Genomic DNA, 21,930 nt, shown 5'->3' with positions numbered 1-21,930 from the left:
TGGGTGTCGATGTGGTGGCTCGTTGTGGAGATACCCATCGGTAGTGGTGACGCAGTGTGTCTTCGCATTGTCGGGAACCCGATAAGGGGGCAATGACCGGAGGCGGTTGACACGCTATGGTCCGACACGGTTCTGGCCCCTTCACCCCCGGAAGGAACGACCGTGACGGTTACGGAAGAGACCGCTCCCGCCTCGCACTACGACCGCATTGGCGGTGCCAGCGCGGTGAAGGCGGCCGTTGACCTGTTCTACGACAAGGTGCTCGTCGACCCGGAGTTGGCGGGTTACTTCTCCAATGTGGACATGGTGGGTCAGCGGCGGCACCTGACGTTGATGTTGACCACGGTGCTGGGTGGCCCTGATGAGTACACCGGCCGTGGGTTGGCGGAGGCGCACCAGCCGTTGAACATCCCGGTGGAGCACTACGCGATGGTGGGTGGGCACCTGGTGGTGACGCTGACCGAGTTGGGTGTGCCGGCGGAGATCCTGGCGGACGTGCAGACGGTGCTGGGGCAGGTGCAGGACCAGGTGGTGTCCCGCGGAAACCGGTCGGGCGTCTGAGCGTGGACGCGGCCCGACTCAAGCAGAGCTGGTCGGTGGTCGCCGGGCACGGTGATCAGGTGCCGCTCTACTTCTACTCGACGTTGTTCCTCGCTCATCCCGAGACGCGGCAGATGTTCCCCACGAACATGGCTGGGCAGCGGGATCGCCTGGTGACCGCGTTGGGTCACATCGTGTCGAACGTGGACCAGGTGGAGCACCTGGTGGGTTTCCTGCAGGACCTCGGTGCTGACCACCGCAAGTTCGCGGTCCGCGCGGAGCACTACCCGGCGGTCGGTGAGGCGCTGTTGGCGACGTTGCAGCATTTCCTCGCCGAGCAGTGGACCGACGAGTTGGCGTCGGACTGGGCTGCCGCGTACGGGTTGGTGTCCCAGGTGATGACGGAGGCCGCGCAGGCCGCCGAGGCGGTGAATCCGCCGTGGTGGGTGGCGGAGATCGTGGCTCACGAGCGGCGGGCGTTCGATGTGGCGGTGTTGACGGTGCGCCCGCAGTATCTGTTGCCGTTCACCCCGGGTCAGTCGATCGGGGTGTCGCATCCGGCGGTGCGGTCGTGGCGGTACTACTCGCCGGCGAACGCGCCGCGCGCGGACGGCACGTTGGAGTTGCATGTGCGGGCCGCGCCGGGTGGCGCGGTGTCGTCGCGGTTGGTGTACGGGTCGGCGGTGGGGGATCGGATCCACCTGGCGGCGCCGGTGGGGGATCGGCTGGGGTTGTGGTCGGCCGGTTCCAGTGACCTGTTGCTGGTGGTCGCGGGGACGGGTTGGGCGCCGGTGAAGGCGTTGGTGGAGCAGGTCGCGGCCGAGGGTTCCCGCCGGAGGGTGGATCTCTACGTGGGGGCACGTTCCCGCAGTGAGCTCTATGACAGCGAGGCGATCGACAAGTTGGCGTCGTCGTACCCGTGGTTGACGGTGACCTACGTGGTGGGTGCCGACGTGCACCGGCCGGGAGAGTTCGTGCACGCGGTGGATCGGGCGTTGGCCGACGGTGACTGGCGTTCCCGGCACGTGTTCGTGTGCGGGTCCGACGAGATGGTTTCGCATGCGGTGCAGAGGTTGGCCCAGGCGGGTTTCCACGCGGGTCAGGTGCACCACGAGGGCCTGGGCGCGCAGTGGTACGGCGCGGCCTGGCGCACGGCGGTGCAGGGAACGACCGCCGGTGACACTTCGGGAGGTGGGCTCAGGTGAGCGCGAAAGGTGAGCTTGCGGGTCCCGCAGTCGCGATCGGAGGGGCGGACAGGTGAGCGCGACCCCGATCAGTCGGTATGACGGGATGCAGGTTTCCGGCGGTGTGCAGGTGCGGATGACCGCCGATCGGGTTCGGCGGTGGGAGTTCGATGCCGCGTCGTTCGCCCGGCGTGGTTACGACAACGCCGACGTGGACCGGTTCCGGATGCAGGTGGCCGACGAGTTGGACCTGTTGGCGACGCAGATCGCGACGTTGCGGGCGGAGAACGAGCGGCTGACCGACCGGGTGGAGTTGCACCGGCACGGGGTGATCCCGAGTACGGGGGCGGCGGCGAAGGTCCCGGCGGCGCGGGAGGTGAATCTGCTGTCCGCGGCGCAGCGGGAGGCGGAGCAGATCATCGCGCAGGCGCATGACTACGCGCGGCGGGTCGCCGAGTATGCCCGGGTGCAGTACGAGAGTTACCTGCAGGCGGCGGAGGCGGAGGCGAAGCAGGAGGCGGAGCGGGCCGTGGCGGAGTACCGCAGCGCGGCGGGGCCGAGCTTCGACGACACGGTGGCCACGCGGGAGGCGTTGCGGATCTTCGGCGAGATGATGGTGTCGCACATGCAGGCGGCGGCGCGGCATCTCGACGATGGCAGTGAGCAGTTGGCCCGCACGATGGACCGCATCGCGGCGGAGACGCCGGGTGCGCCGTTCGTGGGTGGTGTGGTGGGGCAGTCGGCGTTGCCCCGGCACCAGCAGCGCTGACCGCCGCGCGGGTGGGGACCACCAACGAAATTCCCCACCCGCAGCGGGTCAGGCGGCGGCCCGGACGGCGTCGGCGATCGGGGTGGGCCCGTCGACGAGTTCCAGGGTCTTGCCGGTGGTGCGGGGCTCGTCGAGCAGGGCGACGAGGACGTGGGCGACGTCGGCGCGGCTGATCGCGCCACGGCCGGCGTGTCGGGTGAGGGTGACCCGCCCGGTGGGTGGGTCGTCGGTGAGCTGGCCGGGTCGCAGCACCGTCCAGGCCAGGTCGCGGCCGCGCAGGTCGTCCTCGGCGGCGCGTTTCGCCCTCAGGTACGCCGCCCACACGTCGTCGGTGCCGGTGGCCGGTGGGTCGTCCACGCCCATGGAGGAGACCAACAGGTAGCGGTGGACACCGGCGCGGGTGGCGGCGTCGGCGAGCAGCGCGGCGGCCCCCCGGTCGACGCTGTCCTTGCGGGCGGCGCCGCTGCCGGGGCCGGCGCCCGCGGCGAAGATCACCGCGTCGGCGCGGTCGAGGTGCGCGGCGACCTCGGTGACGTCGGCGTGTTCCAGGTCGCAGACGACGGGGGTGGCGCCGGCGGCGCGTAGCGTCGCGGCCTGCTCGGGGTTGCGGATCAGACCCACCGGGGTGTCACCGCGCCCGGCGAGGTGACGTTGCAGCAGTAGGGCGATCTTGCCGTGACCTCCGGCGATGACGACTCGCATACGACCAACCTACCGGCGGTGCTGGCAGCACGCGCGACACCAGGCGCTCCCAACCCGATGCGCGCGGCCCGGGTCCGGGTCTTGACCTTGACCTTTGGTCAAGGCCCAGTCTGGTGCCTGTCGGTCGCCGTGACCGGCACGAGGAGGAAGCCGACGTGGGGTTGCTGACCATCGGGGCGTTCGCCCAGGCGGCGGGACTGACACCGAAGGCACTGCGCCTGTACGACCAGGTGGGGGTGCTGCTGCCGGCCGCGGTCGATCCCGAGTCCGGGTACCGGCTCTACGACCCGGAGCAGGTGTCAATGGCCCGGCTGGTCGCCCAGCTGCGTCGCATCGGCATGCCGCTGGCCATGATCCGCACCGTGTGTGGGTTGGCGCCCGCGGCGGCGGCTGAGGCGATCACCGCGTACTGGCGGCAGGTCACCGCCGACACCGCGGCGCGCGCCCGGCTCGCCACCGTCCTCGTGGATCATCTGTCCGGAGGGAGCACCATCGTGTCATCACCGAACCCCACCGTTGCCGTCCGTTATGCCTCTGACTGTGAGACCGGCGCCGTGCGCGACAGCAACGAGGACGCCGCGTACGCCAGCCAGCGGTTGCTCGCCGTCGCCGACGGCATGCGAGGGGCCGGTGGCGCGGACGCGAGCGCCGCCGCCATCGACGCCCTCAGGCCGCTGGAGCTCGCGGACGCGCCGGCCGTGGAGCTGCTGACGATGCTCGCCGGTGCGGTCGCCGACGCCGACCGTGCGGTGCGCGGGTTGGCGGCCGACGATCATCAGCCGGTCACCACGCTGACCGCGTTGCTGCGCAGCGGCTCCCAACTGGCCCTCGTGCACATCGGTGACACCCGGGCGTACCTGTTGCGCGACGGTGAGCTGTCGCTGTTGACGCAGGACCACACGTGGGTGCGGACCCAGGTGGATCAGGGCCGCCTCGACCCCGTTGAGGCCGCCACGCATCCGCAGCGGGCGATGCTGGTGCGTGCCCTCGGTGCCGGCCCGCAGGTCGAGGCGGATCTCGCGCTTCGTACGGCGCTGCCCGGTGACCGGTACCTGTTGTGCTCCGACGGGTTGTCCGCCGTCGTCGACCGGGCCGATCTGTGCGCGGTGCTGGCTGCGGCCACCGATCCGGAGCAGACGGTGCGGGGGTTGATCGACCTGGCGCGGGCCGAGGGTGCGCCGGACAACATCGCCTGCGTCGTCGCCGACATCGTGGCCGTGTAGACGTCGCGGCGCTTCCCGCCGCGGTGAGGGCTCGGCGTCGGCGGGTGCGCTGAGGCAGCATGGAGGGGTGACGGAGAGATTCGACGCGTTGACCTCGCTGGTGGCCGGTGGTGGGGTGGTGGTGCTCAGCGGTGCGGGCCTGTCCACCGAGTCGGGCATCCCCGACTATCGGGGGCCCAGCGGGGTGGCCCGGCGGCACACCCCGATGACGTTCCAGGCGTTCACCCGGGATCCCCTCGCCCGGCGGCGCTACTGGGCGCGCAGCCACCTGGGGTGGCGGTTGATCGCGGGCGCGGCGCCCAACGGCGGGCACCGGGCGGTCGCCGGGCTGCAACAGGCCGGTCTGGTCGACGCGGTGATCACCCAGAACGTCGACGGTCTGCACGGCGCGGCCGGCAGCACCTCGGTGATCGAGTTGCATGGTCGCCTCGACGAGGTGACCTGCCTGGACTGCGGCAACCTGACCTCCCGGGAGGAGCTGGACCGGCGGCTGCGCGAGGCCAACCCGGACTTCGTGGCCCGGGTCGCCGCGGTCAACCCGGACGGTGATGTGGATCTCCCCGACGAGCAGGTGGAGGCGTTCCGGCCGGTGGACTGCGGGATCTGCGGCACCGGCATGTTGAAGCCCGACGTGGTGTTCTTCGGCGAGACGGTGCCGCCACAGCGGGTGGCGCGCTGCTTCGCGGCCGTGGAGCAGGCCCGGTCGTTGCTGGTGCTGGGGTCGTCGTTGACGGTGATGTCAGGGCGACGTTTCGTGATTCGGGCGGCGAAACGGGGCATCCCGGTGGCGATCGTCAACCAGGGTCCGACGCGGGGTGACGCACACGCCAGCGTGTGCGTCGACGCCCCGTTGGGTGCGCTGCTGCCGGAGCTGGCCGCGCGGGTCAGCGGCAACGCGGCGACGGTCGGGGTCTGAACGGCGGGCACCCGACGACCCGGTGCCGGGGGTAGGACATCTGCCGGAAACACCGGCGCTGGTAGCGTTGAGAGTGCCGGTAACACCCACGTGGGAGAGACCGCCCGACAGCACGCAGGGCGGCGCCGAAGGGGCAAATCCTCCCCGGAACCTCTCAGGCAAAAGGACCTCGTGGGCAGGCACTGTGGAGCGCCGTTTCCTGGGTGCGACAGAGGGGGAGGCCGACACGTCGACCTCGCCCCGGGAGCGCCACCCATGACCGTAGAGCAGTTCGCCACCCGTCACATCGGTCCCGGCCCCGACGACGAGCGTCGGATGTTGGAGGTCGTCGGCCACGGCTCGATCGATGAGCTGATGGACGCCGCGATCCCCGAGGTGATCCGCTGGCACGGCACCCTCGACCTGCCGGACCCCGCCACCGAGGCCGAGACGATCGCCGAGCTGCGGGCCCTCGCCGCCCGCAACACCGTCGCCGTCTCCATGATCGGTCTGGGCTACCACGGCACGCACACCCCGGCGGTGATCCGCCGCAACGTCCTCGAAGACCCGGCCTGGTACACGGCGTACACGCCGTACCAGCCAGAGATCAGCCAGGGCCGCCTGGAGGCGCTGCTGAACTTCCAGACCATGGTCACCGACCTGACCGGCCTGGCCACCGCGAACGCCTCCATGCTCGACGAGGGCACCGCCGCGGCCGAGGCCATGACCCTCGCGCGGCGGGCCTCCAAGAGCAAGAGCCGGGTGTACGTGGTCGACGCCGACGCGTTGCCGCAGACCATCGCGGTCATCGCCAGTCGGGCCGAGCCGCTCGGCATTCAGGTGCGGGTCGTCGACGTCGAGCGCGACGAGTTGCCGGCGGAGTTCTTCGGCCTGCACCTGCAGTACCCGGGGGCGTCCGGGGCGGTCCGTGACCACACCGCCCTCGTCGAGGCCGCACACGCCGTCGGGGCCCTCGTCACGGTCGCCGCGGACCTCTTGGCGTTGACGCTGCTGCGGGCGCCGGGGGAGATCGGGGCGGACATCGCCGCCGGCACCACCCAGCGCTTCGGCGTACCGATGGGCTTCGGCGGGCCGCACGCCGGTTACCTGGCGGTGCGCGCGGGCCTGGAGCGGATGCTGCCCGGGCGCCTGGTCGGGGTGTCGCGCGACGCGGACGGCAACCCGGCCTACCGGTTGGCGTTGCAGACCCGCGAGCAGCACATCCGGCGGGAGAAGGCGACCAGCAACATCTGCACCGCGCAGGTGCTGCTCGCCGTGATGGCCGGCATGTACGCCGTCTACCACGGCCCGGACGGGCTGCGCGACATCGCGGCGCGTACCCATCAGATGGCGGCGCGGCTCGCGGCCGGGCTGCGCGCCGGTGGCGTGGACGTCGCGGACGCCGCGTTCTTCGACACCGTCACCGCCCACGTGCCGGGCCGGGCGGCGCAGGTCGTCGCGGCCGCCGCCGAGCGGGGCGTGAACCTGCGGCTGGTCGACGCCGACCGGGTGGGGGTGTCCTGCGACGAGACGACCACCGTCGCGCACCTGCGCGAGGTGTGGGCGGCGTTCGGCGTGGACGCCTTCGACGGCGACGGTGACGCGGCCCTGCCTGTCGACCTGGCCCGCACCAGTGACTTCCTCACCCACCCGGTGTTCCGCAGCCACCACTCCGAGACGGCGATGCTGCGCTACCTGCGGCGCCTGTCGGACTTCGACTACGCCCTGGACCGGGGCATGATCCCGCTCGGGTCGTGCACGATGAAGCTGAACGCGACCACCGAGATGGAGCCGATCAGCTGGGCGGAGTTCGCGCACATCCACCCGTTCGCGCCGGACGCGCAGACCGCCGGGTACCGGGAGATGATCGGCCAGCTGGAGTCGTGGCTGGCCGAGGTCACCGGCTACGACGCGGTCAGCGTGCAGCCCAACGCGGGTTCCCAGGGTGAGCTGGCCGGGTTGCTGGCGATCCGCTCCTACCACGCCTCGCGGGATGAGTCGCACCGCGACGTGTGCCTGATCCCGTCGTCGGCGCACGGCACCAACGCGGCGTCGGCGGTGATGGCCGGCATGCGGGTCGTCGTGGTGGCCTGCGACGAGGACGGCAACGTCGACCTGGTCGACCTCGACGCGAAGATCGACAAGCACCGCGACGCGCTCGCCGCGATCATGGTGACGTACCCGTCGACGCACGGCGTGTACGAGACGGGCATCGCGTCGCTGTGCGCGAAGGTCCACGACGCCGGCGGTCAGGTGTACGTCGACGGGGCGAACCTCAACGCGCTGGTCGGGTTCGCGAAGCCGGGCAAGTTCGGGGCGGACGTGTCGCACCTGAACCTGCACAAGACGTTCTGCATTCCGCACGGCGGCGGTGGCCCCGGCGTGGGTCCGGTGGCGGTGCGCGCGCACCTGGCGCCGTTCCTGCCGGGTGACCCGCTGGGCGCCCACGCGGACTCCACGCCGGCGATCTCGGCGGCGAAGTACGGGTCGGCGGGGATCCTGCCGATCCCGTGGGCGTACCTGCGGATGATGGGCGCCGAGGGGCTGACCCGGGCGACCGGCGTGGCGGTCCTGGCGGCGAACTACGTGGCGGCGCGCCTGCGGGGGCACTTCCCGGTGCTGTACGCCGGCAACAAGGGCCTGGTGGCGCACGAGTGCATCCTCGACCTGCGGCCGTTGACGAAGGCGACCGGGGTGAGCGTCGACGACGTGGCGAAGCGGCTGATCGACTACGGCTTCCACGCGCCGACGATGTCGTTCCCGGTGGCGGGGACGCTGATGGTGGAGCCGACCGAGAGCGAGGACCTGGCCGAGCTGGACCGGTTCTGCGACGCGATGATCGCGATCCGGGCGGAGATCGAGCAGGTGGGCTCGGGGCAGTGGCCGGCGGGGGACAACCCCCTGGCCAACGCTCCGCACACCGCGGCGATGGTCAGCGCTGACGAGTGGCCGCACCCGTACCCGCGGTCGGTGGGCGCGTACCCGGCCGGGGTGGACCGGGCCGGGAAGTACTGGCCGCCGGTGCGGCGTATCGACGGCGCGTACGGCGACCGGAACCTGGTCTGCTCGTGCCCGTCGCCGGAGGCGTTCGAGGACTGACAACGCCGCAGGCGTTCGAGGGTGAACGACGGCGAGCCGGGGCGGGCGGTGTTGGCCGCCCCGGCAGCCGCTGCGACCTGGGCCGGGTGTCCCTTACCGGGGGACCAGCCTGGGTCGACGGCGGCTATTCGGTGACTCTGAGTGGTCGATCAGGCCACGAGGGCGTGACGGGCGGGGCCGCGGTGCGGTGCGATGCTGCTGCCGTCGGGGAGCAGCTCGCCGGTGTCCTCGAAGACGATGACACCATTGCAGAGCAGGCTCCAGCCCTGCTCACGGAAGCAGGCGAGCACTCGCGCGGCTTCCCGATCGGTGGCTTCAGCAGAGGGGCAGGTCGGTTGGTGCTGGCACATCGGGTTCTCCGGACTGTGGGGGCACTGTGTCATGGTTCACATGACCAGTGACGCACAGTACCAAGCGAAAGTGTCCAACATCGAGCAGGTGCCCGTCTGTCGCACCGGAAATCCACTGAACGGATGAGGAAGGTCGGACCGTACGGCGTGGAAACGCTCCCACAGGTTGCTGCCGCGGGCAGCGGCTCAGGCACGTTGGCCGCGGGCAGCGGCTCAGGCACGTTGGCCGCGGGCAGCGGCTCAGCCACGTTGGCCGCGAGCAGCGGCCCGACTGCGTTGGTCGACGTACCGGCGGCACCGGCCGCGTGCCGAGGCGCCCTGACCGAACGCGCTCGACTGCACTGGCGCCTCAGCGACGGCGGCGACCCCGCCGCACTCGCCGAGGAGTTCCTCGCCGCGCACGGCCTGCCACTGCACGACCTCACCCGACCCGCCACCCGCCAGCACCACACCGGGGCCTGCGGGGCGGCGCTCTACCTGTCCGCAGCGGCCGGGGCCCACCTGGCCGGCGCACCCGGCGCGGCGCCCGAGCCCGCGCCGACCCTGCCCGACCTCAGCGTCGTCGTCTACGACCACCGCCCCGCCCGGGCCATCCCACCGGGCCCACCGACGTCACCGTGGTGGCTCGACGAGTGGACCGAGAGCTGGACGCCGCGTCAACACGCCGACGCCGTCGACCAGGTCCGCGCCGCCATCGGCCGCGGCGACGTCTACCAGACCAACCTCGTCGGGCACGCCGCCGCCCGCTACACCGGCGACCCCCTGCCCGCCCTCAGCCGCCTCGGCGCCCTCCCCGGCGCCCGCTACGGCGGCGTGCTCACCGGCGACGGCTGGGCCATCGGCTGCGCCTCCCCGGAAACCCTCATCGAGGTCACCGGGGGACACCTGATCACCCGACCCATCAAGGGCACCCGCCCGGCCACCGCCACCGGCCGCGCCGAACTCCTCGCCAGCGCCAAGGAACGCGCCGAACACGTCATGATCGTCGACCTGGAACGCAACGACCTCGCCCGCATCGCCCGCACCGGCACCGTCACCGTCGACGACCTGTTCACCGTCCGCCGCTGGTGCGACCTGTGGCAGGCCGAGTCGACAGTCCGCGCCGCCGCCGCCGACGGCCTCGGTCTCGCCGACCTGCTGCGCGCCACCTGCCCCGGCGGGTCCGTCACCGGCGCGCCCAAACGCGCCGCCCTCACCCAGATCGCCGCCCTCGAACCCGTCGGTCGCGGCGCCAGCATGGGCGCGCTGGGCTGGGTCGCCCCCGGCCACGTCGACCTCGGCCTGACCATCCGCACCGCCGCCGCCGACGGCCAGCACCTGCACACCTGGGCCGGCGGCGGCATCACCTGGGACAGCGACGCGTACGCCGAGGTCGCCGAAGCCGCCGCGAAGACCGCCCCGATCCGCGCCACCCTGGCCGGGCGGTGACCCCGCCGCCACCGGCGATACGCTGACCGACATGACCATGCGGCCCATCCGGATCATCGGCGACCCCGTCCTGCGCACCGAATGTGAACCGGTCACCACCTTCGACGCCGAGCTGCGGGCGCTGGTCACCGACCTGATGGACACCCTGCTCGGCGCCCCCGGCCGCGCCGGCGTCGCCGCACCCCAGATCGGCGTCAGCGCCCAGGTGTTCGTCTACGACGCCGACGGGCACCGCGGCCACCTGATCAACCCCACCCTCGAGTTGTCCGACGAGCTCCAGGACGACGAGGAGGGCTGCCTGTCCATCCCCGGGCTGTACTTCCCGACCGCCCGGGCCCTGCACGCCACCGCCCGCGGCGTCGACCAGCACGGCGAACCGTTGACCATCGCCGGCAGCGGGTTCCTCGCCCGCGCCCTGCAACACGAGACCGACCACCTGCGCGGCACGCTCTACGTCGACACCCTGCGCGGTGACATCCGCCGCCGAGCCCTGCGCGAGATCCGCGCCGGCCGCTTCGACTCACCCAGCCGCCGCCGCTGACGGCACCACCCGAGGCGAGCGGCGAGGCGTCACCGGGCCGTCAGCGTCCACTCCTCGTAGTCCGCGACCCGGGTGAACCCCACCCGCTCGTACAGCCGCACCGCCGCCGTGTTGTCCGCCTTCACGTTCAACGTGACGTGCTCCACGGTCTCGCGCAGCCGGACACACAGCGCCGCCACCACCGCCGCGCCCAGCCCCCGCCCACGCCACCGCGGATGGGTCGTGACGTTGCCCAACGCCGCCACCCGGTAGACCGGGGACCACACATGCACCCCGGCCACCGCCACCACCTCAGCGCCCTCACGTACGCCCAGGTACTGCCCGGTGTCCACCATCCGAGGATCGAACCAGTTCCCCGGGTACGCCCGCGCGTACAGACGGCGCAGCCCCGGCAGGTCCGCCGGCCCGAGCACCACACCCTGCGGACGCACCGCCGACAACCGGGCCGGATCGGTCAACGCCATCCGGTGGTGCGCACCACCGGAATCCAACCGGAACGACCCCGCCAGGACGTCGGACAACCCGGGGGAGAGGTGTGCGTACAACCGGGCGGGCAGCGCCGGCGCAAGGTCGGCCAGCAACGCCGCCAGCGCCGCCGTGTCCGCCGGCGCCGCGAACGCCAGCAACGTCGGCGGGTCCACCCCGCGATAGAGCAACGCGACCTGCTCACCCCGGCGAAACCACGAGGTGTACGGCCAGAAGAAGTCGTCCAGGTCACCCAACTGGTAGGCGTGCAGCACCGGATCACGCCCCAGCAACCGCGCCAGGACCGCACGGTCATGCTCGGGGCGTACCGCCATCAGCGGGCCACCCACTGGTCGTACCCGAGCTTCGCCACCAACGCCACCACCACGACCAGCAGCACCACCCGCACGAACCCGGACCCACGGCGCAACGCCATCCGGGCCCCCAGCACCGCGCCGGCGATGTTGCACACCGCCATCCCCACGCCCAGCAGCCACCACACGTGCCCGGTCACCCCGAACACCACCAGCGCACCCAGGTTCGTGCCCGCGTTGACGACCTTCGCCATCGCCGAGCCGTGCACGAAGTCCGCGCCGACGACAGCGGTGAACGCCAACACCAGGAACGTGCCGGTCCCGGGACCGATCAGACCGTCGTACAGGGCGATGCCCACCCCGGCAACCGCGATCACCGCCGCCACCCGCACCGGAGTCCGCTTCGCCGGCATCGCCACCACCCCCATCCGGGGACGCAGCAGCACGAACACCGCGACCGACACCAGCACCACCAGCACGACCGGCCGGTACGCCGACGCCGGCACCGCCCCGGCCAGCGCCGCGCCCACCCCCGCGCTGAGCACCGCCACCCCCGCCGCCGGAGCCGCCACCCGCCAGTCGACAGTGGTTCTGCGGGCGTACGTCGCCGCCGCCGTGGCCGTACCGAAGATCGCGGCCAGCTTGTTCGTGCCCAACGCGGTGGCCACCGGCAACCCCGGGGCAGCCACCAACAACGCCGGCAGCAGCAACAACCCACCACCACCGACCACGGCATCGACCCACCCGGCCATCGCGGCGGCGGCCAGCAGGGTACTCAGCGTCACGGCGTCCACGGGCGGCAATTCTCCCTACCCGACGCGCCCGACCAGCACCCGAGTGGCCAGCCTCACCCGGTCACCGACCCCTCGTACGCCGCAACCACACCCCCAACGCGCCGACCGCCACGAACACCAGCACGGAACACAGCAGCACCTTCAGCACCCGGCAACCATGCCACGGGCACGTAAGGTGCAGGAGTGCGCCTGGCCACCTTCAACCTGCTGCACGGACGATCCCTCACCGACGGGCTCGTCGACTCCGACCGCCTCACCGACGCCGTACGCGCCCTCGACGCCGACGTGCTCGCCCTGCAGGAGGTCGACCGCGACCAACACCGCAGCGGCAAGCTCGACCTCACCGCCATCGCCGCCCGCGCCCTCGACGCACCCCACCACCGCTTCGCCGCCGCCGTCGTCGGCACCCCCGGCGAACACTTCCGCCCGCTGCGCCACGACGACGACGGGCACGGCGAACCCTGCTACGGCATCGGGCTCATCAGCCGACACCCCGTACGCAGCTGGCACATCACCCGACTGAAGCCGGCGCCCGTCCGCTCACCGGTCTACGTGCCCGGCCCCCGCGGCGGCCTGATCCTGCTGCACGACGAACCCCGCGTCGTGCTCGCCGCCATCCTGGACACCCCTCACGGCCCGCTCACCGTGGCCGCGACCCACCTGTCCTTCGTGCCCGGCTGGAACGGCCGCCAACTGCGACAGACCGTCCGCGCCCTGCGCGCCCTGCCCGCCCCCCGCGTCCTGCTCGGCGACCTCAACCTGCCCGCCGGCGCGGCCCGGCTCGTCTCCGGCTGGCACCCACTGGGTCGCCGCCCCACCTACCCCTCCGGGCAGCCCCGCGTCCAGCTCGACCACATCCTCGCCGACCGCCACGCCCTCGACCAGCTCCCACCGGTACGGGCGGTCACCGCACCGGCGTCCACCATCTCCGACCACCGCCCCCTGCTGGTCGACCTCGGCTGAGCCCGAGACGCAAGATTCCCTCAAGATCATTGCATCGACCCACTTCGACGATCATGCTGGTCGACACGCGCCACGATCAACACGTCGGAGGCCACATGAGACGTCAGCGACCCACCCTCATCGCCGTATCCACCCTCATCGCTCTCACCCTCACCACCGCACCCACCCCCGCCAACGCCCAGAGCGCCGCGGAACCCCACCAGGTCACCGCCCTCACCGTCCGCCAAGCCGACGGGTACGCCACCCTCGCCTGGCAACCCGTCGACGGCGCCACCGACTACCAGATCGAACGCACCGCCGTCGACGCCAACGGCACCCCCACCGGCGCACCGACCATCGTCGGTATCTGGCGACCCAACCGCCAGATCAACCAACAGGCACCCACCTTCGCCGACGCCGGCTTCAACCCCGGCGACACCTTCCAGTGGCGCGTACGCGCCCGCACCGACACCACCGAACAGCCCTACTCCGACCCGGTCGTCGCCACCACCACCGCACCCTGGGGCAACCCCACGACCCCCGGCGAGCAACTGCGCACCGGCTGGGAAACCACCCACGCCGCGCAGTACACCAGCGACACCGACGAGTACGCCTACACCGCCGCCATCGACGCCCTCAGCGACCGCGCCCGCGTCGTCGAACTCGGCCGCACCGTGCAGAACCGACCCATCAACATGATGGTCATCGGCCACCCCACCCCGGCGACCACCCCGGAAGCCGTCGCCGCCACCGCACCGGTGGCCATCAACTGCAACGTGCACGGCAACGAACCGGGCGACCGCGAGGCCTGCCTCATCATGGCCCGGCAACTCGCCTTCAGCACCGACCCCCGGATCACCGACCTGCTCAGCCGAACCACCGTCCTGATCGTCCCCACCATCAACGGCGACGGCCGGGCCAACAACACCCGCGGCAACTCCACCGGCCAGGACCTCAACCGCGACTACTCGCTCATCCGCCAGCCGGAAACCGCCGCGTACATCAAGATGGTCCGCGACTACCGACCCGTCGCCGGCTACGACGGCCACGAGTTCGGCAACTCCCGCGCCGGCGACCTGCCGATGCTGCCCCCGCGGCACCAGAACGTCGCCCAACCCATCTTCGACCAGTCCCAGGACATGATCGAAGGCCACATGTACGCCAAGGGCGCCGAAGCCGGCTGGTGGGCCTGCCCCTACGGCTGCGAAGGCGGCGGCAACGTCGGCCTCAGCGAGGAAACCATCCTGCGCAACACCCTCGGCCTCAAGAACGTCGCCAACTCCCTGCTCGAACTGCGCAGCTCCGGCGGTCAGACCCGACCCGACGAGGGCAACACCGCCAACAACCGGCGCCGCAAGACCTACTCCGCGCTGTGGACCTTCCACCAGTTCCTCGACTACCACCGCGCCGACCGCGCCGACATCCTCAACTCACGCGCCCAGTCCATCGAGATCCAGGCCGCCAACACCGGCCGCCTCGTCTTCCGCGGCTCCCGACCCATCCCGGCCTACCCGGCCCCGCACCCCGGCGACAGCCCGCCGCCGCTGGACGCACCCCGCGCCGACCTCATCCTCGACAACGCCCCCTGCGCCTACAAACTCACCGACGAGCAGTACAACGGCGCCCGCACCGACGGACCCGGCGGCGTGGGCACCACCGTCGCGCAGCGCATCGCCGCACACGGCTGGAAGGTCATCAAGACCGAGGACGGCTACTACGTCCCCCTCAACCAGCCCGAACGCGGCCTCATCCCGCTGCTGCTCGACACCAAGGGTGTGGAGAAGCTGACCGACGGCGAACGCGTCTACCCGACCCTCACCGGCCGACGCAACGGACCACTGACCGTCTCCGGCTTCGCCTGCGCCGCCGACGCCACCATCAACGGCCCGGTCACCGTCCGGGCCGGCGCGGCACTCGTCGCGACCGGAACGACCATCAGCGGCCCCGTCACCGCCACCGGCGCCGCCGGCATCCTCCTCGCCGACAGCACCATCAACGGCCCGGTCCAGATCGCGAAGACCACCAACGCGGTCTCCGTCATCGACGTCACCATCGCCGGCCCGGTCAGCCTGACCGGCAACACCACCGGCACCGACGCACCCCTGCTGGCCGGCAACACCATCCGCGGCCCGCTCAGCTGCACGGCAAACAGCCCCGCCCCGACCAACCTGGGCGTCGCCAACACCGTGCACGGCCCACGCACCACCCAGTGCGCGGCACTGTGACAGGCACCTGACCGAACCGAACTGCCGGCGGCGCGGGTCTCGAACCCGCGCCGCCGGCACATCCCCACACCAACCCGAAACCGTGGAGGCCGCCGTGTCGCAACCCGCCACCCCACCGCGACGCCCCCGACTGCGTACCCTCGGGCTCCTCGCGCCGACACTGCTGCTCGCCGCCTGCACCAGCAGCCCCACGACTCCCCGCACCGACGCCGCACCACCGGCCACCACACCCCAGGTCACCGGGCCCCTCTGCGCCGCCCTGCCCACCGGCACCGACCCCGGAAACCCGACCTTCCTCGCCGGTCAGCCCGTCGACCAGGCGCTCCGGTGGATCCCCACCCTCACCACCTTCGAAGCGGCGCTGCGCACCAGCGGAATCCTCACCGACCTGCCCACCGGCACCGGCGTCACCATCCTCGCCCCCTCCGACGACGCCTTCGCCGCCAAGTTCTCCGAGGACAACTGGGACGACCTGATGGCCCGCCACACCGACCAGCTGCGCACCCTGCTGAAGGCACACCTGATCCAGGGAACCCACCCCATCGGCGAACTGGCGAACACCGGCACCGCCACCACCCTCGACGGCACCACCGTCACCGTCACCCGCAACGGCCCCACCGTCCGTCTGGCCGACCGCGCCGACGCCGTCTGCGCCGACTACCAGGCCACCGACACGCGCATCCACATCATCAACGCGGTCCTCGGCCCACTGCCCACCACCGCCAACGACAGCGACCACCGCGCACACTGACCGCGCTCACTCCTGGTTCACCGGCACCAGACCCGCCAGCGCCCGGTTGGTCCGATTCGCGCGCACCGCGTCGCGCTGCTGCCCGGCCGTCACCTCGATGTACGTCTGCGACGACGCCAACGACGCGTGCCCCAACAAACGCATGATCTCCGCGGCGCTCGCCCCGTCCTCGGCCAACCGGGTCGCGAACGTGTGCCGCAACGCGTGCAACCGCGCACCCCGCGGCACCCGGTCACCGATGCCCGCCCGCCGAAAACACGACTCGACGAGATACTGCAACCCACCCCGGCGCAACGGCTCACCACGCCGATCCACCAGCAACGCCGAGTCGGGACGTACCGACCGCGAACCGAAGCGCCGCGCCCGACTGTCCAGGTAGTCCACCAGCACACGGTCCAGATCCGCCTCGATCGGCACCACCCGGGGCCGCCCACCCTTCCCGAGCACCTCGATCCGCCGCTCACCGGGGCGACCACCCAGCGAGCCGACCCGAAGCGCCAGCAGCTCCGACAGGCGCAGCCCCGCGCAGAGCGCCACCGCCAACACCGCGACGTCCCGCTCCGGCCACGGGTCGCGCTGCCGACCCTCGTCGCGTGCGGCGGACGCGAGCAGCACCTCGGGAGTGTCCGCCCCGCGTAATGGCTTCGGCTGGGGGAGTAGCGCCCGAGGTCGCCCGACCGCCGGCATCGGGTTGCCGGCCACGATCCCGTCGGCCACCAGAAACGTGAAGAAACTGTTCCAGGTGGACCAGGCCCGGTGCACCGACGCGGGCGCGCGGGGAGCGGCGAACCGCGCGAAGGCCGCCCGCATCACCCTGGGGGAGAGATCGGTGATCGACAGCGCGCCCAGGGGGAGGGGAGTGGCGGCATCCTCGGCGACCAGGGCCGCCACCGCGTGCAGATCCCGGCGGTACGCGGCCAGGGTGTGGGGGGAGGGCTTGCGGGTTGCTCGGGCGGTCAGGAACTCCTCGATCAGCACCATGAGCGATTCGTCCTGTTTGTCATGCATAAGGGATATTATGCAGCATTTTCGCGTTCCGGGGAAGCGTGGGGAGAGGGGGGAGCGGACCCGGTCCACACGGCAGGCGGCGGCTGCCTGCTCGGGTGCCTGTAGAGCTGCCCCGTCCGTGGGGCGGGTGATCCTCGGCTGCGCAGACCAGTGGTGGTGGTTCCTCGAAGCCGATCACGTCCCGACAAACGCCATCACACTGTGGGTAGGTGACCATCCGTGGGGCGGTCTCTGCGCCGCTGCGGGTGGTCCCTGCGCCGATGGTCGGCGCGCCCCACGGATGGGGCAGCTCTACAGGCGCCGAGCGACACATCCGAGCGACACATCGGCTCGCCCCGCGTCGCAGGCCAGGGGCGCCGCTTGAGCTGCACGTATCGTGCGTGGCATGACGTCGCCCGTCGCCACCTGCCCCGTCTGTGGTCGACCCGGTATGCCCACCGTCTACCGGGACCCGGCCCACCCCATCGACATGGCCTGCCCCGAGGGGCACCAGTGGCGGCCGGCCGGCGCACCCGGGTGGGCTCCCTCAGCATCGCCCGCCATCGTGGCTGGACACCACGACGACGACGTCGCCTCGACACAGCCCCTGGACGTCCACAAGGACGGACGGAACTGGCGGATCGGCACGGCCAGAGACATCGCCTGGCTCGCCGGCCACACCACACAGGGCCTCGCGATCACCACCGCGATCCCGGAGGTCTTCGACGCGTACGCCACCTTCCACCCGCCGGAGGGTGTCGGTGTGGACGCCCACGAACAGGCCGTGGTCCGCGAGCTGGCGGCACGTACCCCGGAGCAGCCCTGGTGGCTGGGCTATCTCGACACCGGCGCGCACGACGTCGTCTTTCCGCGTGTCCCGAGGGTGTCGCTCTACTGGGGTTGGCCCTACGTCCTGGTCGAAGCGGGACCCGAGCAGGCCCTCACCTGGCGAACGGGTCACATGCGCGGTGACGGTCCGCTGCCCGATCTGTTCTTCCCAGCAGATCACTCCTGGCTCGTCTCCGCCCTGTGGGACGACACCTGGACCGACGTCGGCGGCAGCGCCGCTGTCATCGCCGGGCTGCAACGCAACCCGCTGGTCAGTGCCCGCCGCGTGCGACCCGACGAGGACGCGTGCCCGCCGGGACTGACGCGCGACTGACACTGCCAGCAGCGGCGGCCGAGGGGACCGTCAGATAACGTAGCTTTACATAATGTGCATTATCGAACTCCACGTACGCGCTGGTACGGGCCGGGTCTGATCCCGCCCGGAAGCGTCGACGGTGACGCCTCCAGATCATCTCCGCAGGTCGGAAAGCGCCCTGTCAATGGAGAAGAGCACTTCCTCAGTGCTCTCGAAGGCGTCGGCGCGGTCGACGTCGACACCGCACTCCAGTTGCCGCGCACGTAGCAGATCCCCGTGGGACCACTGTGAGATGTCCACGGGAAAGGAGAACGGATCGAGGCCTCGTTCCAGCAGCACATCGAATGGGTCGCGTTGGTCGTTCTCGGCGTCTCCGACGTGAAGCCAACTGTCGTACGGCGAGTGGAAGTAGACGTTGGCGGCGAACCCCCTGTTCCATTCGGTGAACAGGGTGGCCAGGCTGGGGGCGGCGCGAACCGGGTTCCAGTCGTCGGCACCGATCTGGTAGCGCCAGATCTCTCCCTCGTTGTGACCGGCGAGCACGAACGTGAAGACGATGTGCTCGCAGATGAACAGCGGCAGTTGATGCCGCCAGTTGAATGGGATTCCGACTGCGAAGGACAGGTATCCGAGAAGGGTTTCGGCCTTGTCCCAGACCAACGGATACGCGCCGTCGGGTAGGACCCTCGCGGACGGCAGGGCCTGGGTGTTGAGCCAGATCGGTTGGTCGGCGATGCGGTCCACATCGAAGATCCGGCAGAGCTCGTCGACAGGCAGACCTTCGATCCGGTCGCCCTCAGCACGCCAGGCGGCACCGAAGGCTGTCGCCGCCGCTCGGTAGTCCCCCACCGCGCTGCGCAGAACCCCCATGTCGTCGAGCATCACTGGTCTCCCCTGTCTTGCCGTGCCGAGGTCGCGCTGGCCTCAGGTGCGGGCGCGGTGCAGCCAGTCCTGGGTGAGTGACCGCAGAAGCGTGGGTTGCTCGAATGGAAGGTAGTGCCCGGCTGCGTCGACGGTGGTGAAGGTGCCTCGGGGATAGTGGCGCATGGCGTGGAACTGGTCGGCGTAGCCGACGATGCCGTCCTGGCGGCCGGTGATGACGCTGACCGGACCGTCGAAGGTGATGTCGGCGTCCTCGTCGGGGAGCGCGTACCCGGTGCCGGTGCGGAGTTCTTCCTGGAACTTGTCGTCGCCGGGGCCGCCGGACCGCAGTGCCGCGAGCACTGTTGCGACGACTGCCGGCGTGCGGTGTCCCAGTGCCACGTCGAGGTGGGCGCGCAGGTCGGTGGGGGCGTCGTCGAGCCAGCCCGGGGGCGCGTCAGGTGGGTCGAGTTCGGGCAGGGTCCGGCTTGCCGGGGCGATGGTGACGCCCGGGCAGACGAGGAGAAGCCCGCGGACGAGGTCGGGCCGCTGGCGCGCTATGCCGGCGGCCAGGTAGGCGCCGTAGGACGCGCCTGCCAGGAGGACGGGGGCGTCGACGTGGCGGTCGAGCCAGGCGCAGACGGTGTCCATTACCGCCTGGGAGGTCGGACGGCAATTGGCTGGGGAGTCTCCGTGGCCCGGCAGGTCCAGGTAGGTCTGTCGTAGGCCGGTGCCCGTGAAGGTTGGGGCGAAGGCGGCGGCGGTCGCGGCGCGAGTGGCGCTGAACATGGGCAGGCAGACGACTGACGGTCCGGCGTCCGTCGACTTGTCGACCGCGAGGCTCATGAGTGGATCCTAGCGAGGTTGTTCTGGGCGGCCGACCGCCCTGAGCGCGGCAGTCTGCGGGTCGGGCGGGGGTCGTTGCGGCATGGGCAGGGGCTGCGAGGGCCAGGTGCGCAGGGCGCTGCCCGGGCGCGTCACCTGTCCGTGATTGAGGTGCGGCTCTGGGGGAAGGTTTGGAATCGCGCGCACCCGTAACGGGGAAGGCTTTTCTGACGGTACGCCTCAGAGCCAGGGCACCTGGGGGGACGGGTAGAAGTTGACCTGTTGCAGGCGCCAGCGGGGTGCCTGCTCCCCCAGTCGCGTCCGGAATGACTCCCAGTCGTGGCTGACTGCCGTCGACCAGCCGAGTTCGGCGATCGCGGGCAGGCGTGGGAAGGCCATGTATTCGATGTCGTCGAGGCTGCGCAAGGTTTCGGACCACAGTGGTGCCTCGACGCCGAGGATGGCGTTCTCGCCGACTCCGGTCACCCGGGTGGCGGGGTCCCAGCCGTATGCGTCGGAGACCTCGATCAGGCCGGCCCAGCGCAGGCCGAGGCGGGTGGTGGCGTCGTACTTCATGTCCAGGTAGGACTTGTTCGCCGGCGACATGATGACCTTGTTGCCGCGGGCGGCGGCCTCGGCCAGGTCGGCGTTGGTGGTGCCGGTGCCCCAGAACTGGGCGACGACGTCGGTGGGCGGGTCGGCCTGCATGATCTCGTTCCAGCCGGAGGCGCGTTTGCCGTACTTGGCGACCAGGGGCAGGACGCGGTTCATGAAGGTGCGGTAGTCCTCGTCGGTGGTCGCGTGGGCTTCGTCGCCGCCGATGTGTAGGAATGGCCCGGGGGTGATGGCGGCGAGTTCGCGGATGACGTCCTCGACGAAGCGGTAGGTGAGTTCGTCGTTGATGCAGAGGGAGCTGTAGCCGACCGCGATGTCGGTGCGCGGGGGTGGCGCGACGCCGTCGCAGTTGAGTTCGGGGTACGTCGACTGGGCGGCGTTGGTGTGCCCCGGCATGTCGATCTCGGGGATGATCGTGATGTGTCGCGCGGCGGCGTAGGCGACGACGGCCTTGTAGTCGGCCTTGGTGAGGTATCCCGGTCCGGTGCCGTCGACGCCGGTGCCTGGTCCGCCGCCGACGGTGGTGAGGCGGGGCCAGGAGTCGACCTGGATGCGCCAGCCCTGGTCGTCGGTCAGGTGGAGGTGCAGGTAGTTGATTTTGTACTGACTGAGCAGGTCCACGTAGGCGGTGATCTCGTCGACGGTGTGGAAGTGCCGTGCGAGGTCGAGCATCGCGCCTCGGTAGGCGAAGCGCGGGTAGTCGACGATTCGTCCACCGGGGACCGTCCAGGTGGTGGGTTGCCGGTGGGGTGCCTCGATCTCGGCGGGCAGCAGTTGACGCAGTGTCTGTGTGCCGGCGAACAGGCCTGCGGGGGTGTTGGCCCGGATCGTCACGCCGCGGCGGGTGACGTCGAGTTGGTAGCCCTGCTGGCCGATGCGGTCGTCCGCTCCCCCGATGAGCAGGGCGATCTCGGGTAGCGGGGTGGAGCGTACGGGTAGGACGGGCAGGGGGTGGCCGGTGGCGGGGCGCATCGTCTCGGCGAGTTGGCGGCCGACGTGCCAGGCGGCGGCGGAGCCGGGGGTGGTGCGGATGACGGTCAGTGGGCTGATCCGGAAGGCGTTGTGGGCGTCGGGTCGGGTTTCGACCGGTGCGGGGATGACGTCGCTCAGCTGCCGGGGCGGTGCGGTGGCTGCGGCGGCGGCCGGAGTTGCGGGCAGGATGAGTGGTAGCGCGAGTGCGGCTATGGCCAGCAGCCGTGTGGTGGTGTGTCGGCGACGCACGGTACCTCCAGGCCTCGTCATGATCGACCTTAATCGATTAGACTCGCACGCTATC

The 21,930-nt window shown here is 71.2% G+C and carries 20 protein-coding genes and 1 riboswitch; of the genes, 12 read left to right on the top strand and 8 right to left on the bottom strand.

Annotation, left to right across the window (positions count from 1 at the left end; all coding sequences use genetic code 11):
• Positions 1 to 162: 162 nt before the first annotated feature.
• From HNR22_RS04115 to HNR22_RS31580, 3 genes are read left to right on the top strand one after another with little or no spacing between them, the layout of a single operon-like run.
• Positions 163 to 561: a globin domain-containing protein gene (locus HNR22_RS04115; protein ID WP_179779145.1), complete on the top strand. Its 399-nt coding sequence runs from the start codon at positions 163 to 165 to the stop codon at positions 559 to 561.
• 2 nt (positions 562 to 563) lie between these two features.
• Complete coding sequence (locus HNR22_RS04110; protein WP_179779144.1) at positions 564 to 1,745, top strand: globin domain-containing protein; 1,182 nt, start codon at positions 564 to 566, stop codon at positions 1,743 to 1,745.
• A 52-nt stretch (positions 1,746 to 1,797) separates the two neighbouring features.
• The gene (locus tag HNR22_RS31580) at positions 1,798 to 2,493 is read left to right on the top strand and encodes a cell division protein DivIVA (protein ID WP_179779143.1); all 696 of its coding nucleotides are present in this window, start codon (positions 1,798 to 1,800) and stop codon (positions 2,491 to 2,493) included.
• Between the two features lie 48 nt (positions 2,494 to 2,541).
• On the opposite strand, the gene HNR22_RS04100 is transcribed toward HNR22_RS31580, so the two are convergent.
• Positions 2,542 to 3,195: an NAD(P)H-binding protein gene (locus HNR22_RS04100; protein WP_179779142.1), complete on the bottom strand. Its 654-nt coding sequence runs from the start codon at positions 3,193 to 3,195 to the stop codon at positions 2,542 to 2,544.
• 155 nt (positions 3,196 to 3,350) lie between these two features.
• On the opposite strand from HNR22_RS04100, the gene HNR22_RS04095 reads away from it, so the two are divergent.
• The 3 genes from HNR22_RS04095 (at position 3,351) to gcvP (ending at position 8,412) form a co-directional block, all read left to right on the top strand.
• Positions 3,351 to 4,418: a MerR family transcriptional regulator gene (locus HNR22_RS04095; protein ID WP_179783394.1), complete on the top strand. Its 1,068-nt coding sequence runs from the start codon at positions 3,351 to 3,353 to the stop codon at positions 4,416 to 4,418.
• A 67-nt stretch (positions 4,419 to 4,485) separates the two neighbouring features.
• A complete protein-coding gene (locus tag HNR22_RS04090) occupies positions 4,486 to 5,334 on the top strand; it encodes an NAD-dependent protein deacetylase (RefSeq protein ID WP_179779141.1) in 849 nt (282 codons plus the stop codon).
• Between the two features lie 81 nt (positions 5,335 to 5,415).
• Positions 5,416 to 5,514, top strand: a riboswitch (glycine riboswitch).
• 75 nt (positions 5,515 to 5,589) lie between these two features.
• On the top strand, positions 5,590 to 8,412 hold the full coding sequence (gene gcvP / locus HNR22_RS04085) for an aminomethyl-transferring glycine dehydrogenase (RefSeq protein ID WP_179779140.1): 2,823 nt from the start codon (positions 5,590 to 5,592) through the stop codon (positions 8,410 to 8,412).
• A 149-nt stretch (positions 8,413 to 8,561) separates the two neighbouring features.
• On the opposite strand, the gene HNR22_RS04080 is transcribed toward gcvP, so the two are convergent.
• Positions 8,562 to 8,762, bottom strand: a complete 201-nt coding sequence (locus tag HNR22_RS04080; RefSeq protein WP_007460326.1) for a DUF5999 family protein — start codon at positions 8,760 to 8,762, stop codon at positions 8,562 to 8,564.
• 123 nt (positions 8,763 to 8,885) lie between these two features.
• Between HNR22_RS04080 and HNR22_RS04075 the strand changes: the two genes are divergently transcribed.
• Complete coding sequence (locus HNR22_RS04075) at positions 8,886 to 10,190, top strand: chorismate-binding protein (protein WP_179779139.1); 1,305 nt, start codon at positions 8,886 to 8,888, stop codon at positions 10,188 to 10,190.
• Positions 10,191 to 10,221: 31 nt separating this feature from the next.
• Complete coding sequence (gene def / locus HNR22_RS04070) at positions 10,222 to 10,731, top strand: peptide deformylase (protein WP_088948232.1); 510 nt, start codon at positions 10,222 to 10,224, stop codon at positions 10,729 to 10,731.
• 29 nt (positions 10,732 to 10,760) lie between these two features.
• Here the strand turns inward: def and HNR22_RS04065 are convergent, their stop codons facing one another.
• Positions 10,761 to 11,531, bottom strand: a complete 771-nt coding sequence (locus tag HNR22_RS04065) for a GNAT family N-acetyltransferase (RefSeq protein WP_179779138.1) — start codon at positions 11,529 to 11,531, stop codon at positions 10,761 to 10,763.
• Complete coding sequence (locus tag HNR22_RS04060) at positions 11,531 to 12,304, bottom strand: sulfite exporter TauE/SafE family protein (RefSeq protein ID WP_343059671.1); 774 nt, start codon at positions 12,302 to 12,304, stop codon at positions 11,531 to 11,533. The genes HNR22_RS04065 and HNR22_RS04060 overlap by 1 nt, the downstream gene beginning before the upstream one ends.
• Before the next feature lie 183 nt (positions 12,305 to 12,487).
• On the opposite strand from HNR22_RS04060, the gene HNR22_RS04055 reads away from it, so the two are divergent.
• The 3 genes from HNR22_RS04055 to HNR22_RS31170 all read left to right on the top strand — a co-directional run bounded on the left by HNR22_RS04055 (position 12,488) and on the right by HNR22_RS31170 (position 16,222).
• A complete protein-coding gene (locus HNR22_RS04055) occupies positions 12,488 to 13,267 on the top strand; it encodes an endonuclease/exonuclease/phosphatase family protein (RefSeq protein WP_179779137.1) in 780 nt (259 codons plus the stop codon).
• A gap of 95 nt (positions 13,268 to 13,362) precedes the next feature.
• Positions 13,363 to 15,471, top strand: coding sequence for a M14 family zinc carboxypeptidase (locus tag HNR22_RS04050; RefSeq protein ID WP_179779136.1), 2,109 nt, complete (start codon positions 13,363 to 13,365; stop codon positions 15,469 to 15,471).
• Between the two features lie 94 nt (positions 15,472 to 15,565).
• Positions 15,566 to 16,222, top strand: a complete 657-nt coding sequence (locus HNR22_RS31170) for a fasciclin domain-containing protein (RefSeq protein WP_179779135.1) — start codon at positions 15,566 to 15,568, stop codon at positions 16,220 to 16,222.
• 6 nt (positions 16,223 to 16,228) lie between these two features.
• Here HNR22_RS31170 and HNR22_RS04040 read toward each other — a convergent pair whose 3' ends face one another.
• Positions 16,229 to 17,230: a tyrosine-type recombinase/integrase gene (locus tag HNR22_RS04040; RefSeq protein WP_179779134.1), complete on the bottom strand. Its 1,002-nt coding sequence runs from the start codon at positions 17,228 to 17,230 to the stop codon at positions 16,229 to 16,231.
• Positions 17,231 to 17,615: 385 nt separating this feature from the next.
• Between HNR22_RS04040 and HNR22_RS04035 the strand changes: the two genes are divergently transcribed.
• Positions 17,616 to 18,371, top strand: a complete 756-nt coding sequence (locus HNR22_RS04035) for a hypothetical protein (protein ID WP_246380664.1) — start codon at positions 17,616 to 17,618, stop codon at positions 18,369 to 18,371.
• A gap of 135 nt (positions 18,372 to 18,506) precedes the next feature.
• Here the strand turns inward: HNR22_RS04035 and HNR22_RS04030 are convergent, their stop codons facing one another.
• From HNR22_RS04030 to HNR22_RS04020, 3 genes are all read right to left on the bottom strand, one after another.
• Positions 18,507 to 19,235: a hypothetical protein gene (locus tag HNR22_RS04030; protein ID WP_179779133.1), complete on the bottom strand. Its 729-nt coding sequence runs from the start codon at positions 19,233 to 19,235 to the stop codon at positions 18,507 to 18,509.
• A 42-nt stretch (positions 19,236 to 19,277) separates the two neighbouring features.
• Complete coding sequence (locus HNR22_RS04025; protein ID WP_179779132.1) at positions 19,278 to 20,060, bottom strand: alpha/beta fold hydrolase; 783 nt, start codon at positions 20,058 to 20,060, stop codon at positions 19,278 to 19,280.
• 219 nt (positions 20,061 to 20,279) lie between these two features.
• A complete protein-coding gene (locus HNR22_RS04020; RefSeq protein WP_343059670.1) occupies positions 20,280 to 21,875 on the bottom strand; it encodes a beta-N-acetylhexosaminidase in 1,596 nt (531 codons plus the stop codon).
• Positions 21,876 to 21,930 lie beyond the last annotated feature (55 nt).

It is taken from the genome of Micromonospora jinlongensis (assembly GCF_013410645.1).
Lineage (GTDB): Bacteria > Actinomycetota > Actinomycetes > Mycobacteriales > Micromonosporaceae > Micromonospora > Micromonospora zamorensis.
The sequence above is the reverse complement of the archived record's forward strand: the minus strand, read 5'-3'. Positions and strand labels throughout refer to the sequence as shown.